This window comes from Paenibacillus kyungheensis (genome assembly GCF_028606985.1).
Taxonomy (GTDB): domain Bacteria; phylum Bacillota; class Bacilli; order Paenibacillales; family Paenibacillaceae; genus Saccharibacillus; species Saccharibacillus kyungheensis.
The window spans coordinates 2,515,943-2,536,961 of the sequence record NZ_CP117416.1; the positions used below are offsets into that span (position 1 = coordinate 2,515,943).

The 21,019-nt window shown below is 37.3% G+C and carries 19 protein-coding genes; 12 read left to right on the forward strand and 7 right to left on the reverse strand.

Translation table 11 applies throughout. From position 1 onward, the window contains the following. Positions 1-124 precede the first annotated feature (124 nt). The 10 genes from loaP (at position 125) to PQ456_RS10930 (ending at position 11,416) form a co-directional block, all read left to right on the forward strand. Positions 125-652 carry an antiterminator LoaP gene (loaP, locus tag PQ456_RS10885; RefSeq protein WP_273616152.1) on the forward strand — a complete coding sequence of 176 codons (528 nt, stop codon included), beginning with the start codon at positions 125-127 and terminating at the stop codon, positions 650-652. Between the two features lie 176 nt (positions 653-828). After that, positions 829-1,770 (forward strand): alpha/beta hydrolase, encoded by a 942-nt coding sequence (locus PQ456_RS10890; protein ID WP_273616153.1) that lies wholly within the window; start codon positions 829-831, stop codon positions 1,768-1,770. An 841-nt stretch (positions 1,771-2,611) separates the two neighbouring features. Beyond that, positions 2,612-3,079, forward strand: coding sequence for a DinB family protein (locus tag PQ456_RS10895; protein ID WP_273616154.1), 468 nt, complete (start codon positions 2,612-2,614; stop codon positions 3,077-3,079). Between the two features lie 182 nt (positions 3,080-3,261). Continuing rightward, a complete protein-coding gene (locus PQ456_RS10900) occupies positions 3,262-3,819 on the forward strand; it encodes a hypothetical protein (RefSeq protein ID WP_273616155.1) in 558 nt (185 codons plus the stop codon). A 2-nt stretch (positions 3,820-3,821) separates the two neighbouring features. Beyond that, positions 3,822-4,871: a BtrH N-terminal domain-containing protein gene (locus tag PQ456_RS10905; protein WP_273616156.1), complete on the forward strand. Its 1,050-nt coding sequence runs from the start codon at positions 3,822-3,824 to the stop codon at positions 4,869-4,871. A gap of 3 nt (positions 4,872-4,874) precedes the next feature. Further along, positions 4,875-5,621, forward strand: coding sequence for a LytR/AlgR family response regulator transcription factor (locus tag PQ456_RS10910; protein ID WP_273616157.1), 747 nt, complete (start codon positions 4,875-4,877; stop codon positions 5,619-5,621). Next, entirely contained in the window at positions 5,622-6,908 is a 1,287-nt protein-coding gene (locus PQ456_RS10915; RefSeq protein ID WP_273616158.1) for an ATP-binding protein, read from the forward strand. A gap of 142 nt (positions 6,909-7,050) precedes the next feature. Beyond that, a complete protein-coding gene (locus tag PQ456_RS10920; RefSeq protein WP_273616159.1) occupies positions 7,051-9,120 on the forward strand; it encodes a serine hydrolase domain-containing protein in 2,070 nt (689 codons plus the stop codon). 123 nt (positions 9,121-9,243) lie between these two features. Further along, the gene (locus tag PQ456_RS10925) at positions 9,244-10,176 is read left to right on the forward strand and encodes an AraC family transcriptional regulator (RefSeq protein ID WP_273616298.1); all 933 of its coding nucleotides are present in this window, start codon (positions 9,244-9,246) and stop codon (positions 10,174-10,176) included. A gap of 277 nt (positions 10,177-10,453) precedes the next feature. After that, positions 10,454-11,416, forward strand: a complete 963-nt coding sequence (locus PQ456_RS10930) for an SDR family oxidoreductase (RefSeq protein WP_273616160.1) — start codon at positions 10,454-10,456, stop codon at positions 11,414-11,416. Between the two features lie 48 nt (positions 11,417-11,464). On the opposite strand, the gene PQ456_RS10935 is transcribed toward PQ456_RS10930, so the two are convergent. Next, positions 11,465-12,646: a macrolide family glycosyltransferase gene (locus tag PQ456_RS10935; RefSeq protein ID WP_273616161.1), complete on the reverse strand. Its 1,182-nt coding sequence runs from the start codon at positions 12,644-12,646 to the stop codon at positions 11,465-11,467. A 155-nt stretch (positions 12,647-12,801) separates the two neighbouring features. Further along, positions 12,802-13,170, reverse strand: coding sequence for a winged helix-turn-helix transcriptional regulator (locus PQ456_RS10940; RefSeq protein WP_273616162.1), 369 nt, complete (start codon positions 13,168-13,170; stop codon positions 12,802-12,804). Positions 13,171-13,377: 207 nt separating this feature from the next. Here PQ456_RS10940 and nfsA point away from each other — a divergent pair, with 207 nt between their 5' ends. Next, on the forward strand, positions 13,378-14,118 hold the full coding sequence (gene nfsA / locus PQ456_RS10945) for an oxygen-insensitive NADPH nitroreductase (protein ID WP_273616163.1): 741 nt from the start codon (positions 13,378-13,380) through the stop codon (positions 14,116-14,118). A 259-nt stretch (positions 14,119-14,377) separates the two neighbouring features. Next, complete coding sequence (locus tag PQ456_RS10950) at positions 14,378-15,478, forward strand: Gfo/Idh/MocA family protein (protein WP_273616164.1); 1,101 nt, start codon at positions 14,378-14,380, stop codon at positions 15,476-15,478. A gap of 191 nt (positions 15,479-15,669) precedes the next feature. On the opposite strand, the gene PQ456_RS10955 is transcribed toward PQ456_RS10950, so the two are convergent. The 5 genes from PQ456_RS10955 to PQ456_RS10975 are packed head-to-tail and all read right to left on the reverse strand — an operon-like array spanning position 15,670 to position 21,012. Further along, complete coding sequence (locus PQ456_RS10955) at positions 15,670-16,362, reverse strand: response regulator transcription factor (RefSeq protein ID WP_273616165.1); 693 nt, start codon at positions 16,360-16,362, stop codon at positions 15,670-15,672. Further along, positions 16,359-17,828, reverse strand: coding sequence for a sensor histidine kinase (locus PQ456_RS10960; RefSeq protein ID WP_273616166.1), 1,470 nt, complete (start codon positions 17,826-17,828; stop codon positions 16,359-16,361). Before PQ456_RS10960 ends, PQ456_RS10955 begins: the two co-directional genes overlap by 4 nt. Before the next feature lie 51 nt (positions 17,829-17,879). Beyond that, positions 17,880-19,049, reverse strand: a complete 1,170-nt coding sequence (locus tag PQ456_RS10965; RefSeq protein WP_273616167.1) for an ABC transporter permease — start codon at positions 19,047-19,049, stop codon at positions 17,880-17,882. Continuing rightward, positions 19,049-19,741: an ABC transporter ATP-binding protein gene (locus PQ456_RS10970; protein ID WP_273616168.1), complete on the reverse strand. Its 693-nt coding sequence runs from the start codon at positions 19,739-19,741 to the stop codon at positions 19,049-19,051. The genes PQ456_RS10965 and PQ456_RS10970 overlap by 1 nt, the downstream gene beginning before the upstream one ends. Next, on the reverse strand, positions 19,738-21,012 hold the full coding sequence (locus tag PQ456_RS10975) for an efflux RND transporter periplasmic adaptor subunit (protein ID WP_273616169.1): 1,275 nt from the start codon (positions 21,010-21,012) through the stop codon (positions 19,738-19,740). The genes PQ456_RS10970 and PQ456_RS10975 overlap by 4 nt, the downstream gene beginning before the upstream one ends. Positions 21,013-21,019 lie beyond the last annotated feature (7 nt).

A 21,019-nucleotide genomic window follows, 5' to 3' on the forward strand; every position in this document is an offset into this window, starting at 1 on the left:
AAAAAATCACTACTAACCAATTGAAATGAAATCCTTTCTTATTTTTATTTACTTTTGTATAATAAAAATGGTTTAATATGTAATTAATGTTCTGATTTAAAATTCATTTTATTGAGGAGGCATTATGAGTTGGTATACATTTTTCGTCCAAACCGGTAAAGAAGACCATATTAAAAAGCACATAGACCGACATTATGACGACAAGCAACTCAAATGCATGATACCCAAAAGGATAATACCTGAGAAACGTCAAGGTATTGTCAAAGATGAAGTGAAAGTATTATTTCCTGGTTATATTTTTGTAAAAACGAATATGATTCAAGATGTGTATCATTCGATCAAAACAACGCCTCATGTGTACTTTTTGGTAGGTAGTTCTTCTTGTACTACAGCGAATACGAAAGAGTACTTTACCAAAATTCCTGAAAATCAAATGAATTGGTTACTTCAACTGTTTGGACAAAATCATATTATTGGTTATTCTGATATTATGGTATTGGATGAAAATGTTCAGGTAATCTCAGGTCCTCTTATGGGAAAAGAAGCGATTATACGTAAAATTGATAAACGTAAAGGTAGAGCCAAAATTGAAGTGCAATTACTCAATGATATTCGACTTATTGATGTTGGAATCGAAATATTGTCTCCATGATCGTAAGCTATCGAAAAATGTTTTTGGATGTGGGCCAGATCACTTTACAAGGTGGTCTGGCTTTTTTTACATAGATTGCAGTATCGAGGATAAAGGTTTCATTATCGTTGTAGTTGGGGAATCAATCTTTGAGCATAGGTCTACTATAACGAGCGAAAGAAAGGATGTAATTCATTATGCCTGTCGATCCGCAAATTCAACAATTATTGAATATGATTAATCAATTTCAGATGCCTCCCTTTGAGACTATTTCTCCATCAGATTATCGTGATATGGAAAAGATGATGACGTTACCGTTTGCGACAAATAAAACAGAACTTTTTGAAATAAAAGATCAAACGATTCCTTTAAAAGATCGAGATATTGCTATTCGGATCTATCGACCAACCACAGAGGAAGGAGCGCGTCCGACGCTTGTCTTTTATCATGGTGGCGGATGGGTTGTAGGAAGTCTGGATTCTCATGATGAGATGTGTCGCCAGATTGCTCACGAATCCAGTTGTACTGTGATTTCTGTCGATTACCGCTTAGCACCTGAATACAAATTTCCGACCGCTGTATGGGATGCTTATGATGCATTAGTGTATCTGACAGAACATGCAGCAGAATTTCAGATAGATCCGATGCAGATTGCAGTAGGTGGAGATAGTGCAGGAGGTAATCTGGCTACTGTCGCTTGTATTATTGCGAAGCAAAGAGGCGGAGTACCTGCTATTCAATATCAATTGTTATACTATCCTTCTGTGGGGAATGAGAAAGAAACAGATTCGTATCGTGATAATCAAAAAGGGTATTTGTTAACAGCCGATATGATGGAGTGGTTCCGCAAACATTACTTTAATACAGAAGAAGAAAGTCAGCATGTATATGCGGCACCGATATTATATGAAGACTTGAGCGATTTGCCACCAGCGATGATTATTACTGCTGAATACGATCCGTTGCGAGACGGTGGAGCAGCCTATGCCAAAAAGTTGCAAGAACAAGGTGTAGCTGTAGAATATATGTGTTACGAAGGTATGATTCATGGATTTATGAGTATGCCTCAAATTGATAAAGCCAAAGCAGGCGTACTACAAGGTGCAGAAGCATTAAAACGCATTTTTAATCTAAGCTGAGTAGAAGCAAATAAAGATAAAACAGTAGCTATTCCGAAATAACCAGCTAGACAACACATAAAACCCCGCATCCTTGAATATCAAGAGTGTGGGGTTTTACGTGTTATTTTGAATATACAATTAACTTTTTCCTCCTGAAACAATCCTCCTGCGTGACATGGCACATACTTTCATATTTTCCATGTTGCCGATTATCAGGTCTTCACCATTTCAATAATCGTTTGTACTAATTGTTATACTTATTTGATAATTACTGTACTGCTTTGTTCGCCTTACCTCCAAACTTTACGTAAAGGAGATAGCGATATCCGTTCCTCCAATCTTCAAGTTTTGGAGAACTTCATTAAATCGATCCGGCTTCCATCCATACTCATGTCGCTAATGATTTCCCGTATACCCACGATCTCACGAAAAACGTTTTCACTGACGCTTTTCTTGCGTGTTATCGATTCTAGTATACTTCGCTAACATTTTCCAACGGAATCCTGCTCCCTTCCTGTAGATCTTAACTACTAATACGGAAATGAGACTATCACCTGATTGATGCTTGTTTGTTGCTTATGTGGTTCAGCACCTCTTGGTGATGTCTATATAATAAACCTATCTTTTCAAAAGTTAAAGGGGAGTAAAGTTTGTTTTCGGACTGTAAAATGGAGTCTGGATCACTGAGGTCACACATGCTTGATTTCGCTTACATTTACTGTTTATTTGTAGCTTTTTTATTGATTTTATATATAGAAAAGTTGAATTTAAAATGAAATAAAGTTAGACTTGTAAAGGTTCATTTTATTTCAGATTACGTCGAACTAAGACTACATTAGATTTTATTAGGAGGATCAACATGTCAGACTTATTTATATTTGGATTATTTGAAAGAACACGTAAAAGTATTCTTGGCTATACGGCGGAGTTGACTCCAGAACAACGTTCAATTGTTCCAATCGGATTTAATAATAATATTCACTGGCAACTGGGACATGTTATTGTTATCGCAGATGCGATTGTACTTGGTTTCGCTGGTCACGCGTCTCAAATACCTGCGGAGTACAAAACCTTTTTTGGACCAGGAACCAAGCCGGCGGACTGGACAACTGAAGCGCCAGCATGGGAAGAGTTACTTGATGTATTTGCAAAACAAACACAATCGTTACGTGAAACGTTTGCTGGTCAGACAAATGAACCTGTTGCGAATAAAGAAAACTTTGCCAAAGCAGAAACAGTTGGCAATCTACTGGAATTGAACACTATGCATGAAAGTTCACATTCTGGTATGATCAACGCGATGTCTCGCCTTGTTAAACAATCTTAATTAAACTTATATACCAAGTAAAAAAGGAGTATAGCATATGTTGCTGTACTCCTTTTTTTGCTGTGCTAGATTGAACTAGATGATGAGATAACGATAAGATTGACTATCGCTATAAAATAACGTAATATTCGAATTAATTGGAATATAATTACATAAAATAAAATATTATAGAGGTGATTTGATTGGCAAAGTATTATCCATTACCTTTATCTACTTATTATAATAACAACGGATTTAGTTATGAATTAGAACAACGAATTGGCAATTTTACGACATTCGGTTCGTCTTATCCTGGAGATGAAATACCTAACCAAACAGATGTAATTATTGAAGAAATTCCATTTTTATTTCCTGATGCTCAATCGACTTTTAATAATATCGAATTGGAAAATCAACAATTGGATATTCCAGCCGACTATTATACAGCTATGTTTATTTTAGGCGCGGCGGATAATGGATCTTATCAAGAAGATATTGAATACTATTTGAATGATACGTTAGTAGAGCAGACATCTCTCGCTTTGACCAATTGGACAGATCATATGCCTAAATATCAAGAACAAGTAGTGTATCGCTGTAGTGGCATTTACACCCAAAAGGGAGCACTTTTAACAAGCAAACAGACAACGATCTGGTTGCAAACGTTATCATTTGAACATCCTCTTCATATGAACAGGATCGTATTACCGGATAATCCTTGTATGCATATATTCTCGATAACATTACAAAAAGGAGAATAGACATGAATATGCAGCCACGACCTGAACCTAAAGACGGTGAAGATTGTTTTACCTTATGTGTAAGCAGTATTCTAGCCTATCAAAATGTGTCCGAGTTTTGTAGTGTCTGGAAACAATGTGGGATCGTTTACACGGAACCGAAAGAAGAAGGGCAAGGTCGATTATCTCCAATCTATATGGCTACCGAGAATGATTTACAATGGATTCACGGAATTAAGCTTCAGATTTATCGTAAAAATGATAAAACAGCAGTCATACAACATATCAAGCAACTGCTTATTCAAGGAGAGCCTGTTATTGTCTGGTTGGATGTTTTTGATATGAAATACAATTCGTTATATCAACTACGTCATTTTGCTCATTGTTTGTTATTGGTAGGGTATGCAGATGAACAATTTGAATTTATTGATGAATTTTATCATCTCAAAGATACGATTGATGAACAGACATTAATCAATGCGCTTGATCTTAGGCAGACAGAAATGATTGAAGAAGGAACTCATTATGTCTATAATGTGGTGGATAGTACTCAAGCAACTATAGAAGTAACCGAAAAAGATATTCACGATGTAATCCAAATGAATCTGAACGTTATGCAAAGTAAGTATTCGCATATGATTACAACAGATCACGGGCAACCTGTAAGCAATGCTTATACTGGATTACAAGCGCTGGAGCAGTATATTGATCATATTCATAACTGTTTATCAGATATCACTGTGCTAACAGATGAATATGTAGAGCAGATGTATCAAGATCTATCTCGAATGAGCAATAATCGATATTTGTTCACTTATTTTCTAGAGCAAGGTATATCTTATGATCTATCGTTAAAACAGTTGATTGAAAAGTATCAATATGTAGCACAACGCTGGAAATTAGTCTCTAACATGGCACTAAAAAGTCAGTATGTAGAAGGCGAAAAGCGGCAACAAATGGTAGAGCGAATCTGGAGCAAATTACAAAGTATTCGTCAGCTAGAGCAAGAACTTGTCGAATACAATCAATTGATAATAGAAAAAAAGGATCAAAAGATAGAAATGGAGTATTGATGAATGACGTATAGAGTGGCGATCTGCGATGATGATCAGCAACAAAGAGAACTTGTCCAACATATGTTGATGACATTATCTATGAAAACCAGTATCGATTTTGAGATCGACTATTTTGAATCTGGTGAATCATTAGTCTCTTATTATGAGAATAACCAACAACCTTTTCATATTTTGATTTTGGATATAGAAATGGGTGGTATTAACGGAATCCAGACAGCTCAGAAGATTAGAGACCTCAAACATCTGGATGAACAAATTGTGTTTCTTACCAGCTATCCAGATTATATGATCGAAAGCTTTGATGTAGTGACTTTTCAGTATTTACTCAAGCCAATTGCTGTGTCTACGTTTGAAGAAAAGATTCTTAAAGTTTGTCAGTATTTTCAGTCGTTAGATAAACGAATTTTGATTATCAAATCAGATTATGAAGAAGTTGTATTGAAATACGACGATATTATTTCGATTGAAGCAGTTAAAAGTCTGACGATGAAAAACAAACTGCATGTTGTCACTCTTCAGCAGACTCACACAACCAAGGGCATTATTTCTAACTATGCTACTGCATTAAAACAGTATCATTTTTTACAAATTCATCGATCTATTATTATCAACTTGCTTCATGTTAAAAAGTTTGCAGGAGGTATGGTTCTAATGTCTAATGGAGTAGAGTTACCGATTGGACGTTCCAAAGTGAAAGAAGTGAAAGACGTGTATACCAAATTTATGATTACAGGTATGTATGAATAGATGGAAACTCAACTATTATTGCTGAATGCTTGTATTGTACTGGTGATGGGATTTCAAATCAATTTTTATTTCAATGCTGTTTTTGGCAAAGGACACCGCGGCTCTAACCATGGAGTGTATTTGATCTTATTTGGTGTGCTTGATTTCTTTTATTTAAATTCATATACATCTTCTGTATTTTCTTCAGTGTTGGCTTTGATCGTTATTTTTGTATTATCGATTCCTTACCAGACTGAGTTAAAAAAGAAGATTGTTTTTTCGATTTTGTACGCAGTTTTGCTCACATTAGTTAATTTTATTTCACTGTACATTTTGTATCCATTTAATGCTACCGATCTAGGAACTTCTAATCCTGTGGCTATTGAAGAGTATGTTATTTTATCCAAAAGCATACTGCTAAGTTGCTTAATCATGTTTGTGATTATTCTGATTATTCGATTTATTGTGAAGCGTAGAAGTTTTCCTTTGCATTATCGATATTATCTACTTTTCCTTACGATCCCGGCGATTAGTATTTATCAGGTCAATGTATTGTCAATGTATAGTGAAAGGAATGTGTATTACTTTATCTCGATTTTTAGCTTTCTTTTTTTGAATGTATTTATTATTTATATATTAGATAATATGATCGAGAAATTTCAATTGATGCACGAAAATATACAATTGCAAGATCAGATGGATTATCAAGATGCGAATTATGAGAAAACTGTTCATAGCTTTAAGCAGATTAAGCGAATTATTCATGATACCCATCAACAATTTCTGTATATCGAACAATGTATCGAAAAAAATGAGTTAGATGAAGCTAAAAAGCATATCCATACCACGCTAAATAAGGTTGAGGATGCTTATCAGCGGGTGAACACAGGCAATCTGGTTGTAGATGCGTTAGTGACTAATGCGCTTAATATCGGTCAAGCCAATGGTATTCAGATCGATACACAACTGCAACTGTATTCTCAACATATCCAGATTGAACGGTATGATCTCTGTGTAGTGCTAGGCAATATGTTAGACAATGCTATTGAAGCTTCCAAAAAGATCAATATCGCTGAAGACCGTTATATATTGATCAAGATCCAATCGACGGATTCTCACCTTTCTATTCATATTTTGAATCATATGGTAAAAGGTGCAGGGCAGGTGCAAAGCCAAAAATCGAATCTAGAGTTTCATGGAATCGGACTGACGAATATTGATCGAATCTGTAACAAATACGGTGGGAATATGACAATCGAACGAAAACATCAAGTTTTTAATAATATGGTTATTCTGCCTTTTCAATAAAAAAAGTACACAACCAACAATCTCTCATGTCGTTGAGGGATTGTTTTTTTCGTTTCAGCCCTTTTTGAAGAGGATTCGACTATTTCCATGTAAGATGCAGATAGTGATTATATTTGAACACGTTCAAGGGAGGAATTATATAATGAAAAAGATAGGAAGCTTACTATTAGCTGCTGTATTAACCGTTGTACCGATGACTTCATCTTTTGCACAGGAAAGTCATTCCAATCTATCTCCAGAAGAAAAAGCGAAGCAATGGGCAACGACAGTTGTGACAGATTACGGAGCAAGTGCTGTCCAATATGCTATCGTTGATCATGGCAAAGTGATTCTATCCGGTCATGCAGGTATCAAAAATCAGGCAACCAAAGAAAAAATCACACCGGATACGATGTTTGGAATAGGTTCTGTTAGTAAAATGTATGTTTCTTCCGCAGTAATGATGCTGGTTGATGCAGGTAAAATAGATATTGATCAACCATTAACTACGTATATTCCTGATTTTAAAATGGCAGACGAGCGTTATACCAAAATTACACCTCGTACTTTGCTAAATCATTCTTCGGGATTATATGGATCTCATTATCATAACAGTATTTTATTTGATGATAATGATACTCAGAACTATGATAACTTGCTAAAAGAATTACAAACCGAACATCTCAAAGCCGATCCAGGCGCATTTTCTGTCTATAGTAACGATAGTTTTCAGTTACTTGAGGTGTTAGTAGAGCGAGTTAGCGGAATGAGTTATTCTGAATTTGTCAAAACACGTATTAGTGATCCGATGAAATTCAAATCTACGCATACACCGTTAGACCAGTTCGATCGTAAACAACTATCCAAAACGTACTTTCCAGGAATCGAAAGTGCATTGCCTGTAGAAAATGCGAATATACTGGGTACAGGCGGGATCTATTCTACAGCAGAAGAATTAGCGACATTTGGTGATGTGTTGATGGGCAATAAGCCAGAACTCTTATCCGAGAAATCTGCTCAAGCGATGCAAAAAGACGAATATCGCAATGGAATCTGGGTGCCTGAAGAAAGAAATACAACCAATTATGGCTTGGGTTGGGATGCTGTCAATTTAGCGCCTTTTAGCGACTATGGTATCAAAGCATTATCTAAAGGTGGAGATACTATAATGTATCATGCCGATCTGATTTCTTTGCCCGGCTATGATATGTCTGCCGCAGTTGTGTCCGCAGGAGGATCTTCTTTATATAATACGCAGTTAGCAACGCAATTATTGTTAGAAGAATTGAAAGATCAAGGCAAAATTAAAAAGATATTACCTGATCAAACATTCAAACCTGCTGTGCAAGTAAATATACCAGCTGAAATGAAACAATATGCTGGATTGTATGGCACATTAGACAAAACAATTCAATTGGAACTTAAAAATGGGAAAATGGACTTACCTGATATATTAGGTGGAATTATACCTGCTCAGACGTATGTGTATACAGGTAAACAACAATTTACCAGCAAAGATGGAAGTACTATCATAAGCTTTGACAAACAAACAAATGGAAAAACGTATATTAAAGTCAATACAACGGTAAGTTTTCCTGGATTGGGACAAGCTGCGATGGTCTTTTATGAATACCAAAAATTAAGTAAAAATAAAGTATCAACAGCGGTACAACAAGCATGGAAAGCACGCGATGGTAAACGTTATTATGCGGTAGATGAAAAGATTAATTCTGCTTTTTATATAGCGCCATCGATTTTGACCAAAACGCTAGCTGTAGATGCAAGCAATGGCTATGTTAATGGAGACAAAATCATCGATCAGAATCATGCCGTCAATGTAGCTCAAATTCCTGTTATGACAGGCAGAGACACATTTGATTTCGAATTTGTAAAACAAAATAAGGTCGAATATCTAAAAACAAGCAAACAACTATATATCCCAGAAGATGCGATCTCACCTTTATCCAAAGACAAATCGTCTACAATCACGATCGCTTCTAATGGACATGCCAAATGGTTCAAAATTGATAAAAATACAGCAGGCAAAACAATAAACGTAGATTATCCAAACAATGCGGGCTTTGTTGTATATGATGCCAAAGGCAACGTTGTAGAATCTTCTATTATCACTTCTAAAAAATCTGCTGTTCTGCCTGAAAACGGATTGATTGTGTTTGGCGGACAAGCAGGAAATGTTTTCAAAGTGACATTAGGTCAAGGTACAACGAAATAAAAGATTTTCGATCATATTCATAAATAAAGAAGTACGTATAAACATTAATAATGTTTGTACGTACTTCTTTTGTATTATACTATTTGAGTAAATACATATTATCTGGGAGTGACATTGGATACGATGGATATGTTAGATATTCACGCTACAACGCAGAGTCGCGAATTACTAGAAGTAGAGACATCACGCTTAGCAGACTTACTCTCAATACATGCGAATAAAGATGGTAGTTATGAGTCTGAGCGAATTTCAGGTTTATATTTTAATCGTTACTCCAAAGTCGAAAAAGCAGATTATACGCATACGATGTATTGGCCGACAGTAGGTATCGCTGCACAAGGTAAAAAAGTTATTGAAGTGGGAAATGAGATTTTTGAATATGGAGGTTCTACAATATTTGTAGCTCCTGTTGCTTTACCAGTAATGATGAAGACTATTATAGCTAGCCCCTCTGATCCTTTTCTAGGTGTGGGGATATATCTTAATCCGCAACGAATTGCTGAATTGGTACCTAAAGTATTCCCGCAAGGATTACCTAAAGTGAGCCAAAGAAGTCCGGGATATATGCTACCAGGCGATTTAGGATTTATACATGCAGTTGCACGCTTAGTGGATTGCTTATCTAGCTCTAGTGATAGTGAATTGCTAGCTCCACTTATTGTGGATGAAATTTTTATACGACTTCTTCGTAGCCCTATAGGTGTATTTGTAGCTGAGACTGTTTTTGTAGAATCTAATGTACAACGTGTTGCTAAAGCGGTTCGATGGCTTCATGAACATTTTGCTCAGCCTTTAAAAATTCCTGAATTAGCAGACATGGTGCATTTGAGTCAATCTTCTTTTCGTGAACATTTCAAATCAGTAACTTCTATGAGCCCTTTGCAATATCAAAAAGCTCTACGTCTGCAAGAAGCAAGACGATTGATGTTATCTGGTCATATGGATGCGATCACGGCTTGCCGGATGGTCGGGTATATTAGTGATTCACAATTTAGTCGAGATTACAGTCGTTTTTTTGGTAGTCCACCTAGTAGAGATCGCAATAGATGGCGTTAACATATACCAGTAAAAATGAATACATCTCAATTACAATACCAGCCTGAACTTATTACCAATTCAAGCTGGTATACAACCTGCATCTAGCTATTAGCTTTGCAGGTTTTTTTTGTATCTTCAGACGTTCTGGCGAATTAGGCAAGAATTTACGCAGAATAGGCAAATGTCATACTGACATCCAATCTATACTACAAGTAACTTAAAAGCAGAAAGAGTGTGTTTTAGGGAGCAAGGTAGAGATGGAATCAAATACATGATGATATGAGGAGGATATAAGATGCGAGTATTTGTCACAGGAGCGAATGGTTTTATAGGAAGTGCTGTGGTTCAAGAGTTAATTCAAGCCGGTCATGAAGTAACAGGTCTGGTACGTTCCACAGAAGCTGCTCGCAAACTTACAGCGATTGGAGCCAAAGCGCAACAAGGCAATGTAGAAAGTATCGAAGATTTACGTAAAGGAGTAGCCCATGCAGATGGAGTGATCCATACCGCTTTTTTTCATAAATTTTCGCATGCTCGCTTATCTACACGTGTAAAGATTGTATTAGGTGGTAATCCTCGTCATGCTGGATCTAGATTTATGGCAATGGCTACTGAAACGGATCGACGTGCGATTGAAACGCTTGGAAAAGCTCTTTCGGGCGAAGATCGTTCACTTGTGATGGCGTTCCCAACTATGGCACTAAAAGCTGGTTATGTAGCAACCGAAAAGGATCCGTCCGATCCTCAATCAGTAGGAGGCGGACGGATCCTTTCAGAGAAAACAACGCTAACACTCGCAGATCAAGGAGTTCGCTCTTCTGTTATTCGTATAGCCCCACTTGTACACGGCATCGGCGATAAAAGCGGTTTATTACCGACTTTGATTAACATTGCTCGCAAAAAGGGCGTATCGGCTTATGTAGAAGACGGAGCTAATCGATGGCCAGCAGTACATCAATTAGACGTAGCACGCCTATTTAGACTGGCTTTGGAACAAGCTACGGCAGGCTCTACCTTCCATGCAGTCGGAGAAGAAGGAATACCTTTTCGTGAGATTGCTACTGCGATCGGTCGTTATCTAAATGTACCTGTATCAAGTATCAAAAAAGAACAAGCCAGTGCCCATTTTGGATGGTTAGGTGGTTTTGTATCTGTCGATAATGTTGTTTCAAGTGCATTAACACAGTCACAATTAGGATGGACAAACAATCATCCATCTTTATTTACTGATATGGAGAACGGTCATTATTTTAAATAGAATCAATTTAAGTCAGATATAGATTTTTGATTAAAAAGTCATTTACAATTATCTGTTATGAAGATAAGCATCGATGCGATCTAATGCTTCTTGTGGCCCGCCTGTGTGTTGGAAGCTTTCATTAATGTTCTGTACACCTTTTTTGTATTGTGGATTAGACAACACTTCTTGTACCGCTTCTTGAAGTGATTGTACATTGATCTGATCTTTGGTAATACGATAGCCTGCTTGCAGTTCAGTTAAGCGCTGAGCGACCATTGGCTGATCTTTGTCTTGTGGCAAAACGACTAAAGGCACATTGAAATGGATGCCTTCATTGACGCTGTTCATACCGCCATGAGTAATAAATACATCGGTATGCTGTAACACCTCTAACTGAGGAACATAAGGTAAAATCATGATATGTTCAGGAGCCGGGTTGATCTTCGTAAAGTCAACTTTTTCACCTGTAGCAATAACTACAATACCGTTAAAGTCTGTAAAAGCTTCGATACAAGTATTAAAGAATTGTTCGGTGTGATCCAGAATGGTTCCCATTGAAATGTATAGTACTTTTTGATCTTTAAGAAGATGAAGTGGAAATGACGTATTTTCAGTACGTTTTGGAAAACTAGGTCCAATAAAAAGATGTTCATCGCCAAACTGATCACCATTGCGTTGAAAGTATTTACTTGTATAAACAATATTTAGATCACCGTTATTATTCATAAATTGACCCATTTCTTTAGGCATAACGTTGTATTTCTCTTTCATTAGTGATAGTCCAGCTTGAATATTCTCGGAAACCTGAGAAGTAGTGTCCATTTGACTTGGAAAAATTCGTTTAGTCATCTGATCATTAGATATCAAAAAAGATGGAGACGAGGAAATACCCGGAATATTCAGGAAATCTCGAACTAACTCACCGGCCCCGAACTTATCATAAAATACAAAATCAAATTGCATTGTTTGTGATAGCTGTTCGGTTAACGCTAAAATGTGTAATGAAGTTTGAATATGAATGTTTAAAAATTCATTTATTCCATTGGGGCTACCTATACGGATCGAAGCATTTCTAAGCAGATCAGTATGAACGTGAACAATCGCTCCAACAGCTTCTAATCTATCTCTGAACTTCTCGGTCGTAATATAGTGAACCTCATCGCCACGTGATGTAAAAGCATGAGTGATCCCAAGTGTTGGATTCACATGACCTTCTGCGGGAAAATTAACAATTAGAATACGTAACATTCGATATCACTCCTATTGGATAGTATAAGAAATAGAACCGTTGCTTATTTATGATAACAATAATCTATTTCTTTTCCAATTTTTGCAGATTTTTCACAAGTATAATGGAGCAGTGAATAGAAGAAAGAGATCATAACCGTTTGGCTAGAAAATAGTTATTCTCTTATAATATCTGCTTGTTCACCAAACGTTTTGCCAAAGCTATTCATCGCATCCAGTACAGGCATAAGCGCTGTTCCTTTATCAGTCAGTGAATATTCGACTTTGGGTGGAACTACAGGATATACTTTGCGTTTGATTACGCCATCTTTTTCTAATTCACGTAGTTGTTTGCTTAAAGAACCTTGCGAAAGATCACCTAGAAACGCTTTGATATCTGAATACCGGCGCGTATGTCCTTTTAAATACCACAAAATAAAATATTTCCATCGTCCAGATAAAATATTTTGCGTAAAAGCGATGGTATACATATCTGTCTGATCATTAATAAATTCTTTTTGAAATCCGTCTTTACACACTTTCATCGTCTTTCTCTCCATTCTTAAGTACATCCATGTGTACTATGTACATCTAAATTGCCCTCTATGCAACGTCACGATATCACTTTATGATTATTTTATTATGCAAACTGTTATAGATCAAATGATCGCATAGGAGTCTTTATAACAGGTATAGTTAGTAAGCTAATCAATAGTCTAACATATGAATAAATATTAAAGGAGAGAACATACTTGAATCAAACATTAGAATTGCTTCACAACCATTCATCGGTGCGTTCGTACACTAATCAACCATTAACCGAGGAACAACTAGATGCTATTTTCCAGGCAACTATTCAAACATCGTCATTTAGCTTGTTACAGGCTGTTTCTATTATTCGGGTTACAGATCCAGAGCTTCGCCAACAAGCAATGGAACTTTGTGGTCATCAGCCTTATATCGGGCAAGCAGCCGAGTTTTGGGTTTTCTGTTCAGACTTTCATCGGAATCATGAAATAGCTCCTGAAGTAGATATAGAATATATTGAATTTCTAACGATTGGTTTAGTAGATGCTGGACTTATGGCGCAAAATGCTTTGACAGCAGCCGAATCTATGGGGCTTGGTGGCGTATATATTGGCGGTGTCAAACTCAATATCGAGAAATTATCGGAAGCTTTGCAATTACCTAAATACGTTATTCCAGTAGTAGGATTGTGTATTGGTGTTCCAGCAGAAGAGAAAGCAGAACTCAAACCACGCTTACCGAAATCTATGGTGTTATTTGAAAATAAATACCAACCATTAGACAAAGAAGAACTATCTACTTATGATAACACAATGAAAAAATACTATGAAGATCGTCCGATCAGAGCGCCTTTCACTGTAAAAACGGTTAAAGGATGGAGCGATCATATTCATGATCATCTACAACGAAGTATTCTGCCTGATATGATGAGTTATATGAATAAAATGGGGTATGCTAAAAAGTAATAAGCAGTATATATAGGAGTCTATATTTGCACATTAATTTCCACTATGTTATATTTAGCCCACTAATTAGTTTTGAAAAACAATCTGAGAAACAAATGGAGAGTAACTTATTATAAAGTTACTCTTTTTTATGAATAATTTCTAATATGAATACGAACATAAATCTCTAAAGCGTAATAAAGTCATCAAACATCATCCTATCTCAAGCTATTTTTGTTGGTATTACTAATTCAATGATTCGAAATGGAGCGATGAAAAAATGACTAAAAAGATCAAAGTAGGTATTATCGGTGGATCAGTAAATAACGGGTGGGCAAATAGTACACATATTCCCGCAGTTCAGCATTTGGAAGAGTATGAGTTAACAGCCGTAGCTACAAGTAACAAAGAAAGTGCAACCAAAAGTGCTGAAGCTTTTAAAGCTACTCATGGTTTTGATCAAATTGAAGAGTTAGTACAACATCCTGATGTAGATATGGTAGTTGTCAGTATTAATGTAAAAGAGCATTATCATGCGGTCAAAGCTAGTATTCCTTCTGGAAAGCCTATTTATAGCGAATGGCCGTTAGGATCAACTACAGAAGAAGCTATTGAAATGCAACAATGGGTAGCAGAGCATCAGATTCCAACTGCAATCGGATTACAAGCAAGACAAGCTCCTGCGATTAAGTATGTCAAAGATTTGTTGAAAGAAGGATATGTAGGAAAAGTGTTGTCTGCTCAATTGAGAGTATCTATGGAAGGTATGGGCGGTACAGCTGACCAATCAACTGCTTATTTGTTCGATCGTACATCTGGCGGAAATTTGCTAACTATCGTGGGTGGACATAATATAGATGCGTTTACTTATATGGTTGGCGATTTTGCAGAACTTTCCGCTACAACAGCACAACAATACACTCAAGTAGCGTTAGTAGATACTCAACAAATGATTGAGAAAACAACAGATGATCAAATTCTGGTTACTGGTAAATTAAAAAATGGAGCAGCAGCGAGTATTCATATTCAAGGAGGAGTGAAGCATCAAAAAGGCGTGACTCTTGAAATCTTTGGTGATCAAGGGACGATTGTTCTATATGCGCCTAAAACGATTCAATTTGGAGCACATGAATTATTAGGAGCCAATTCTGCTGATGCCGAGCTACAAGAGTTAACAGTTCCTGATGACTATTATTCTGTACCGGATTCTCTGCGAGATGATACTCCAGTGCTAAATATCGCTCAAGTGTATCGTGCATTTGCTCAAGATCTTCAAGAAGGAACATCGTTGACATCGAATTTTGCAGATGCAGTCAAAGTACATCAATTAATCGATGCGATACAAAAATCTGCACAAACAGGTGAACGTCAGTATCTTTAAATAAGACTCTATGTCTACGTGTTGGGTATTCAAAGTGTGAATCAAAGCGCAAATTTTACTAATACAATCAATACTGATTTTTGCAAAGTCAAATCGCTTATCTTAAATCTCTTACCTAAAAAAGGAGCAGACATCTTCAGTGATGACTGCTCCTTTTTGGTATGAACTACAATAGATTTGATTGATAACATTCAAGGTTGAAAGCGATAGCCTACACCCCATACTGTCTGAATATAGCGAGGATTACTAGGATCTTCTTCTGTTTTTTCACGTAGTCGATTGATATGAACAGCTACAGTCGCATTATCACCAATCGATTCAAAACCCCATATACGCTCATATAACGTTTCTTTACTGAATACATTGTTAGCATTCACGATCAGAAAGTGGAGCAGATCAAATTCTTTTTTCTTTAACTCTAGTTCTTTGCCGTTTAGATAGACCCGGTGAGCTTGCATATTAATCACAAAAGAACCTATTTCAATATGACTATTCCCATGAAGATCAGGTTTTCCTTTTATCCGATCATATTGAGCTAGATTGGACTTTACTCGCGCTACTAATTCATTAGGAGAAAAGGGTTTGACAATATAGTCATCCGCACCTAACCCTAATCCGCGAATCTTATCAATATCTTCTTGCTTGGCAGTAACCATAAGAATAGGAATATCTAGCTTTTCACGCAAACGGCGACATACAGAGAATCCATCTTCACCCGGTAACATAAGATCCAGCAAAATCAGATCGTAAGGTTCAGATAATGCTTTTTCTGCACCGGTAAGTCCATTATCGGCTATCTCCACTGCAAAGTGATTGATTTCGAGATAATCCCGTTCAATCGATGCAATCGCTTCATCATCTTCTATAATTAGTATTTTTCTCATTGTACTTCCTCCTGATTAATCAATGGAAGCTGAATCTTAATCTGCAAACCGCCTGAAGGTGCATGCATTGCCCGAATCGTTCCACCCATGCGCTCCACAGCTTTGGCAGTGATCGCTAAGCCAAGCCCGCTACCTTTATTAGGATTATTACGCGAAGGATCACTACGATAAAATAAATCAAACAGTTGAGGCAATGACTGATCAGGAACACCGGGGCCATCGTCGGTGATACAAATAGTGATCTGATCATCATCTACATTGGTCTCTATATGAACCCATCCGCGCTCTTTGTGCTTGTACTTTAAGCTATTTTCGACGATATTGGTAAATACGCTATCTAACTGCAATTGATCTGCAAAAATTCTGGATTTCTGATGTGAAAATGACGTGGTGATATACAGACCTTTACTACGATATTCTTCAGCTGTTGCTTTAACAAGTGATTCTAATTCATAGTTCACATCTAGCAGTTCAGGATCGTATGGATAATTACCTAGATCCATTTTGGAAAATAGAAAGATTTTGGCAACCATCCGGTCAATATCTCTTGCTTTGGTCTGTATCATAGTAATGTACTTATGTTGAGCTTCCGGTGTATTAGCCACTCCATCGAGAAGCCCTTCTGAATAAGCACGAATCGAAGTGAGTGGAGAGCGTAGATCGTGTGAGATACTAGCTAGTAGTTCTTTACGGCTTTCTTCTTGACGCTGAATTAATTGCATCGATTGTTTTAACTGCAATGCCATATCATTAAAATCATGACAGATCGCTGCAAATTCATCTTTGCTCTCATATTGAATACGTGTATCTAAGTTACCATCCCGAATCTGCTGAACACCTGCTACTAATGTATTGAGCGGTTGACTGATTCGCTTGAACACAAAATAAGTCAGAAAGCGATTAGTAAAAAAGATAGTGACAATAATCCCAATGCCAAATAAGATCATAAACAGCGTAATTAACATCTGATATCGGCTATAGTAACTATCATCGTTTGTAGCATTTTCATGAAACGAATCAAATGTTGAAATGACATACGTTTGATCATTTACAGTTACTTTTTTGCTATACACATCTTCTTCAGCAAGGTAGATACTCCCTTCTCCGTTCAAAGACCAGATCGCTGTCATCATTTTATTATTAGCATCGATCGTCAGTTTCCCCATATTTAACAGAGGTGTACGCGTATTATAATCGTGCACTGTCAGTCTCATTGAATGCTTTTGCAAATAATCTTCTAGTTGCTGTTTTTCATTTGTTTTTTGCTTTTGAGGATGTTGAATAAGTTCTGTCGCAACAGAAGTGATTTTCTCCGGTACATCGTAGATAGAGCTTTCATTATCGTATTTCGTTTTCCAATACTGGTAAGATAAATATTGTCCGGCTCCGATAATAATCGCTGAAATTAGTACAGGTATGACAATCATCAAAATGTTAGAAATGATCAGGCGTTGTTTAATAGTCATACCACGTACTCCTTCGATAATAGATAAGTGATTACGAATGTATTGTAGCATTTAATCTGTACGAAGCGCATAAATAGGTCGTAATCGTGCAGCTTTATTGGCAGGAATAATTCCGAATATAACACCGATCACAAATGAAAATGCAAATGAGATCGTAACCATATTCCATGCATATTGAATCGGAAACGGTGTAAATTTACCCGCCACCCAGACCAATCCAAGTCCTACCCCGATACCAAGCAATCCTCCAAGTGTACTGAGAAATATCGATTCGATCATAAATTGGATCAAAATATTACTCTTTTTAGCACCAATCGCTTTGCGAATACCGATCTCACGCGTCCGTTCATTTACCGATACAATCATAATATTCATAATGCCGATTCCACCTACAATCAGTGAAATCCCTGCGATCCCTGCTAGAGATGCTGACATCAATGCATTGGTTTTTTCCATAGATTTGATCATTTCTTGAGCATCAAATATATCGTATGCTGAAGGATCTTTGAATTTCTGTTCAAGGCTAGCTGCAAGTAGGGCTTTGACAGTAGGGATATCCTGTTCGGTCACAGTTTTGACTTCAAACGTCTGAATACCTTTTGTCTGTAAAAAGCGTTCTGCGGTAGCGAGTGGAATTAAAATTTTCTCATCATTGGAACCCATTAAGCTTGAACCTTTACTTTGCAACAAACCTACGATTTTGAAAGTTTCGCCATTAAGACGTATATCATGTCCGACTGGATTTTCAGTGCCAAATAAAGTGGTAGCAGTAGATGAGCCGATCACAGCTATTTTTTGCCGGTACTGACTATCGATATTAAGAACAAATCGTCCAGATTGTACATGAAAGTCTTTGACATGCTCATACGCAGGAGTTACACCTTCTAAGGAAACATCGACATTGTTATTACGATTTTTGGCAGTGACATTGCCTGAAAGGGTAGGGGATACACCGGATACACCTTTTAACTGGTTATAAGCAATGACTTCCTCATATGTCAGTGAACTGGTCACTCCGCGTCCCATCACATTAACAGATAGTAGATTGGTGCCCATATCTCCAAATTGATCACTAATCTGCCCGTTAAAGCTCATACCCACAGAGACGACTAGAATGACCGAAGACACTCCAATAATAATGCCTAACATCGTCAAAAAAGAGCGGATTTTATTGCTGATTACACTAAGTAATGCCATACGTACACTTTGAAAAAAGATCATTACTCATTCCTCCGATCTTCTGTCAAAACGCCATTTTGAATACGAATAACACGTTTGGCTTGATCGGCGATATCCAGATCATGGGTAATCAAAATGATCGTATGTCCTTGTTCATTCAGACTTTTGATCATCTGCATGACTTCTTTCCCTGTATTCGTATCCAAAGCACCTGTCGGTTCATCTGCTAGCAATAAAGGCGGATCACCAGCAAGAGCACGTGCTATTGCGACACGTTGCTGTTGTCCGCCGGATAATTGATTAGGACGATGATACATCCGTTCATGTAATCCTACTTGTTCTAACGCCTGACTTGCTCTTTTTTTACGTTCTCGATAAGACAATCCACGATAGATCAAAGGAAGCTCTACATTTTCGATCGCTGATAATTTGGGCAATAGATTAAAACTTTGAAAAATAAAACCGATTTTTTCGTTACGAATTTTGGCAAGGCGATTATCAGATGTTTTGCGTACATTTTGACCATCCAATATATACTCTCCGCTATTAGGCAGATCCAAGCAGCCTATCATATTCATCAAAGTAGACTTGCCTGATCCCGAAGGACCAATAATCGCTACAAATTCACCATGATTCACCGTCATAGAGATATCTTGCAAAATAGGCATCTGCTGTCCTGCCATCATATAACCATGATTCATATGACTGATCTGTATAAGCGGCTCCTTATTCATGGAGTGCCACCACCTGTAGAGGAGCTATCGCTAGATGTACTCGTATTTGTATCGGTAGTATTACTATTATCTGTTGAAGTACTGCTGTCTGTTGCATTACTGTCAGTTGAACCACTATCTGAAGCTGTCGTCGAACTACTGTCATCCAAGCCACCTGCACCAGACATACTGCTATCTGGTGAAGAGGTACCAAGCCCGCTCATATCACTGGATGGGATCACGATTAGATCGCCTTCTTTTAGACCACTTTTAATCTCAATCTGACTATCATCATGAATCCCAATCGTTACTTTCTGTTCGGTCGTAGCATCAGGTTGCGCATTTTGTGTACCTGCTGATACTCTCGCTTTTTGAACTACATATTGATCACCTTGTTGAATAACCGATTCGATAGGTACTACAAGAATATTTTTTTTCTGTTCAACCAAAATCGTAGCCTGTGTGGACATACCTGCTTTGATCTCGCCCGGTTGATCCAAATGAATCGTTACAGCAAAAGTAGAAACACCATTTTTGATCGAACCTTCATTTGCGATCATTGAGACTTTGCCAGTATACGTTTTGCCGGGTAGTGCATCTAGCTGAAGTGTAGCTTTCAATCCGTCGTGAATTTTAAGAACATCTAATTCATCGACCTGAATTGTAGCGCTCAAATCTTGATAATCAATAATAGTAAATGCTTCTGCGCCACTACTGACTGCTCCGCCGGGAGCGACACTCATCTTAGTGATTGTTCCACTGATTGGAGAGAGCAGCGGAGCAGGAGCTGCTTGATCTTTTTGTAAACGCGCGATTTCTGTTTCAGTAACAGTGATATCGTCTTTACCTTTTTCTATCGCTAGACGAGCCGTATCTAATTCAGTTGGAGTCGCATTATTCATAACTAGCTGTTTGTATTGTTCTTGCTTATCTTGAAGATCGCTTTGTTGTTGCTTCAGGGTGTTGGTTTGTTGAGTGATATCTTTGGAATTATCTTTATTTTTATAGTTGAACAAGACCTGTCCTTTTTGAACACGTGTATTTAATTTGCCGTTTACTTGATTAATATTTCCTTCATGATCGGCATAGACAAGCGTCTGGCTTGTGGCTTTGATCGAACCAGCCCCTTTGATCAATACCGTAATTTCTCCTTTTTGTACAGGAACAGAAGGGGTAGGTTCAACAACCAATTCATCTTGTGCTTTAGGCCAGAGAATATAGGCGGTTGCTCCGGCAACGGCTAATACGACAATAATAGCTATAGTGATCCAGATTCGTTTTTTACTTTTCATAGGTTCC

Bases quoted from the DNA above. Each gene is read 5' to 3' on its own strand.
- loaP (WP_273616152.1), top strand. From the start codon at position 125: ATGAGTTGGTATACATTTTTCGTCCAAACCGGTAAAGAAGACCATATT.
- PQ456_RS10890 (WP_273616153.1), top strand. From the start codon at position 829: ATGCCTGTCGATCCGCAAATTCAACAATTATTGAATATGATTAATCAA.
- PQ456_RS10895 (WP_273616154.1), top strand. From the start codon at position 2,612: ATGTCAGACTTATTTATATTTGGATTATTTGAAAGAACACGTAAAAGT.
- PQ456_RS10905 (WP_273616156.1), top strand. From the start codon at position 3,822: ATGAATATGCAGCCACGACCTGAACCTAAAGACGGTGAAGATTGTTTT.
- PQ456_RS10910 (WP_273616157.1), top strand. From the start codon at position 4,875: ATGACGTATAGAGTGGCGATCTGCGATGATGATCAGCAACAAAGAGAA.
- PQ456_RS10915 (WP_273616158.1), top strand. From the start codon at position 5,622: ATGGAAACTCAACTATTATTGCTGAATGCTTGTATTGTACTGGTGATG.
- PQ456_RS10920 (WP_273616159.1), top strand. From the start codon at position 7,051: ATGAAAAAGATAGGAAGCTTACTATTAGCTGCTGTATTAACCGTTGTA.
- PQ456_RS10925 (WP_273616298.1), top strand. From the start codon at position 9,244: ATGGATATGTTAGATATTCACGCTACAACGCAGAGTCGCGAATTACTA.
- PQ456_RS10930 (WP_273616160.1), top strand. From the start codon at position 10,454: ATGCGAGTATTTGTCACAGGAGCGAATGGTTTTATAGGAAGTGCTGTG.
- PQ456_RS10935 (WP_273616161.1), bottom strand. From the start codon at position 12,646: ATGTTACGTATTCTAATTGTTAATTTTCCCGCAGAAGGTCATGTGAAT.
- PQ456_RS10940 (WP_273616162.1), bottom strand. From the start codon at position 13,170: ATGAAAGTGTGTAAAGACGGATTTCAAAAAGAATTTATTAATGATCAG.
- PQ456_RS10950 (WP_273616164.1), top strand. From the start codon at position 14,378: ATGACTAAAAAGATCAAAGTAGGTATTATCGGTGGATCAGTAAATAAC.
- PQ456_RS10955 (WP_273616165.1), bottom strand. From the start codon at position 16,362: ATGAGAAAAATACTAATTATAGAAGATGATGAAGCGATTGCATCGATT.
- PQ456_RS10960 (WP_273616166.1), bottom strand. From the start codon at position 17,828: ATGACTATTAAACAACGCCTGATCATTTCTAACATTTTGATGATTGTC.
- PQ456_RS10965 (WP_273616167.1), bottom strand. From the start codon at position 19,049: ATGATCTTTTTTCAAAGTGTACGTATGGCATTACTTAGTGTAATCAGC.
- PQ456_RS10970 (WP_273616168.1), bottom strand. From the start codon at position 19,741: ATGAATAAGGAGCCGCTTATACAGATCAGTCATATGAATCATGGTTAT.
- PQ456_RS10975 (WP_273616169.1), bottom strand. From the start codon at position 21,012: ATGAAAAGTAAAAAACGAATCTGGATCACTATAGCTATTATTGTCGTA.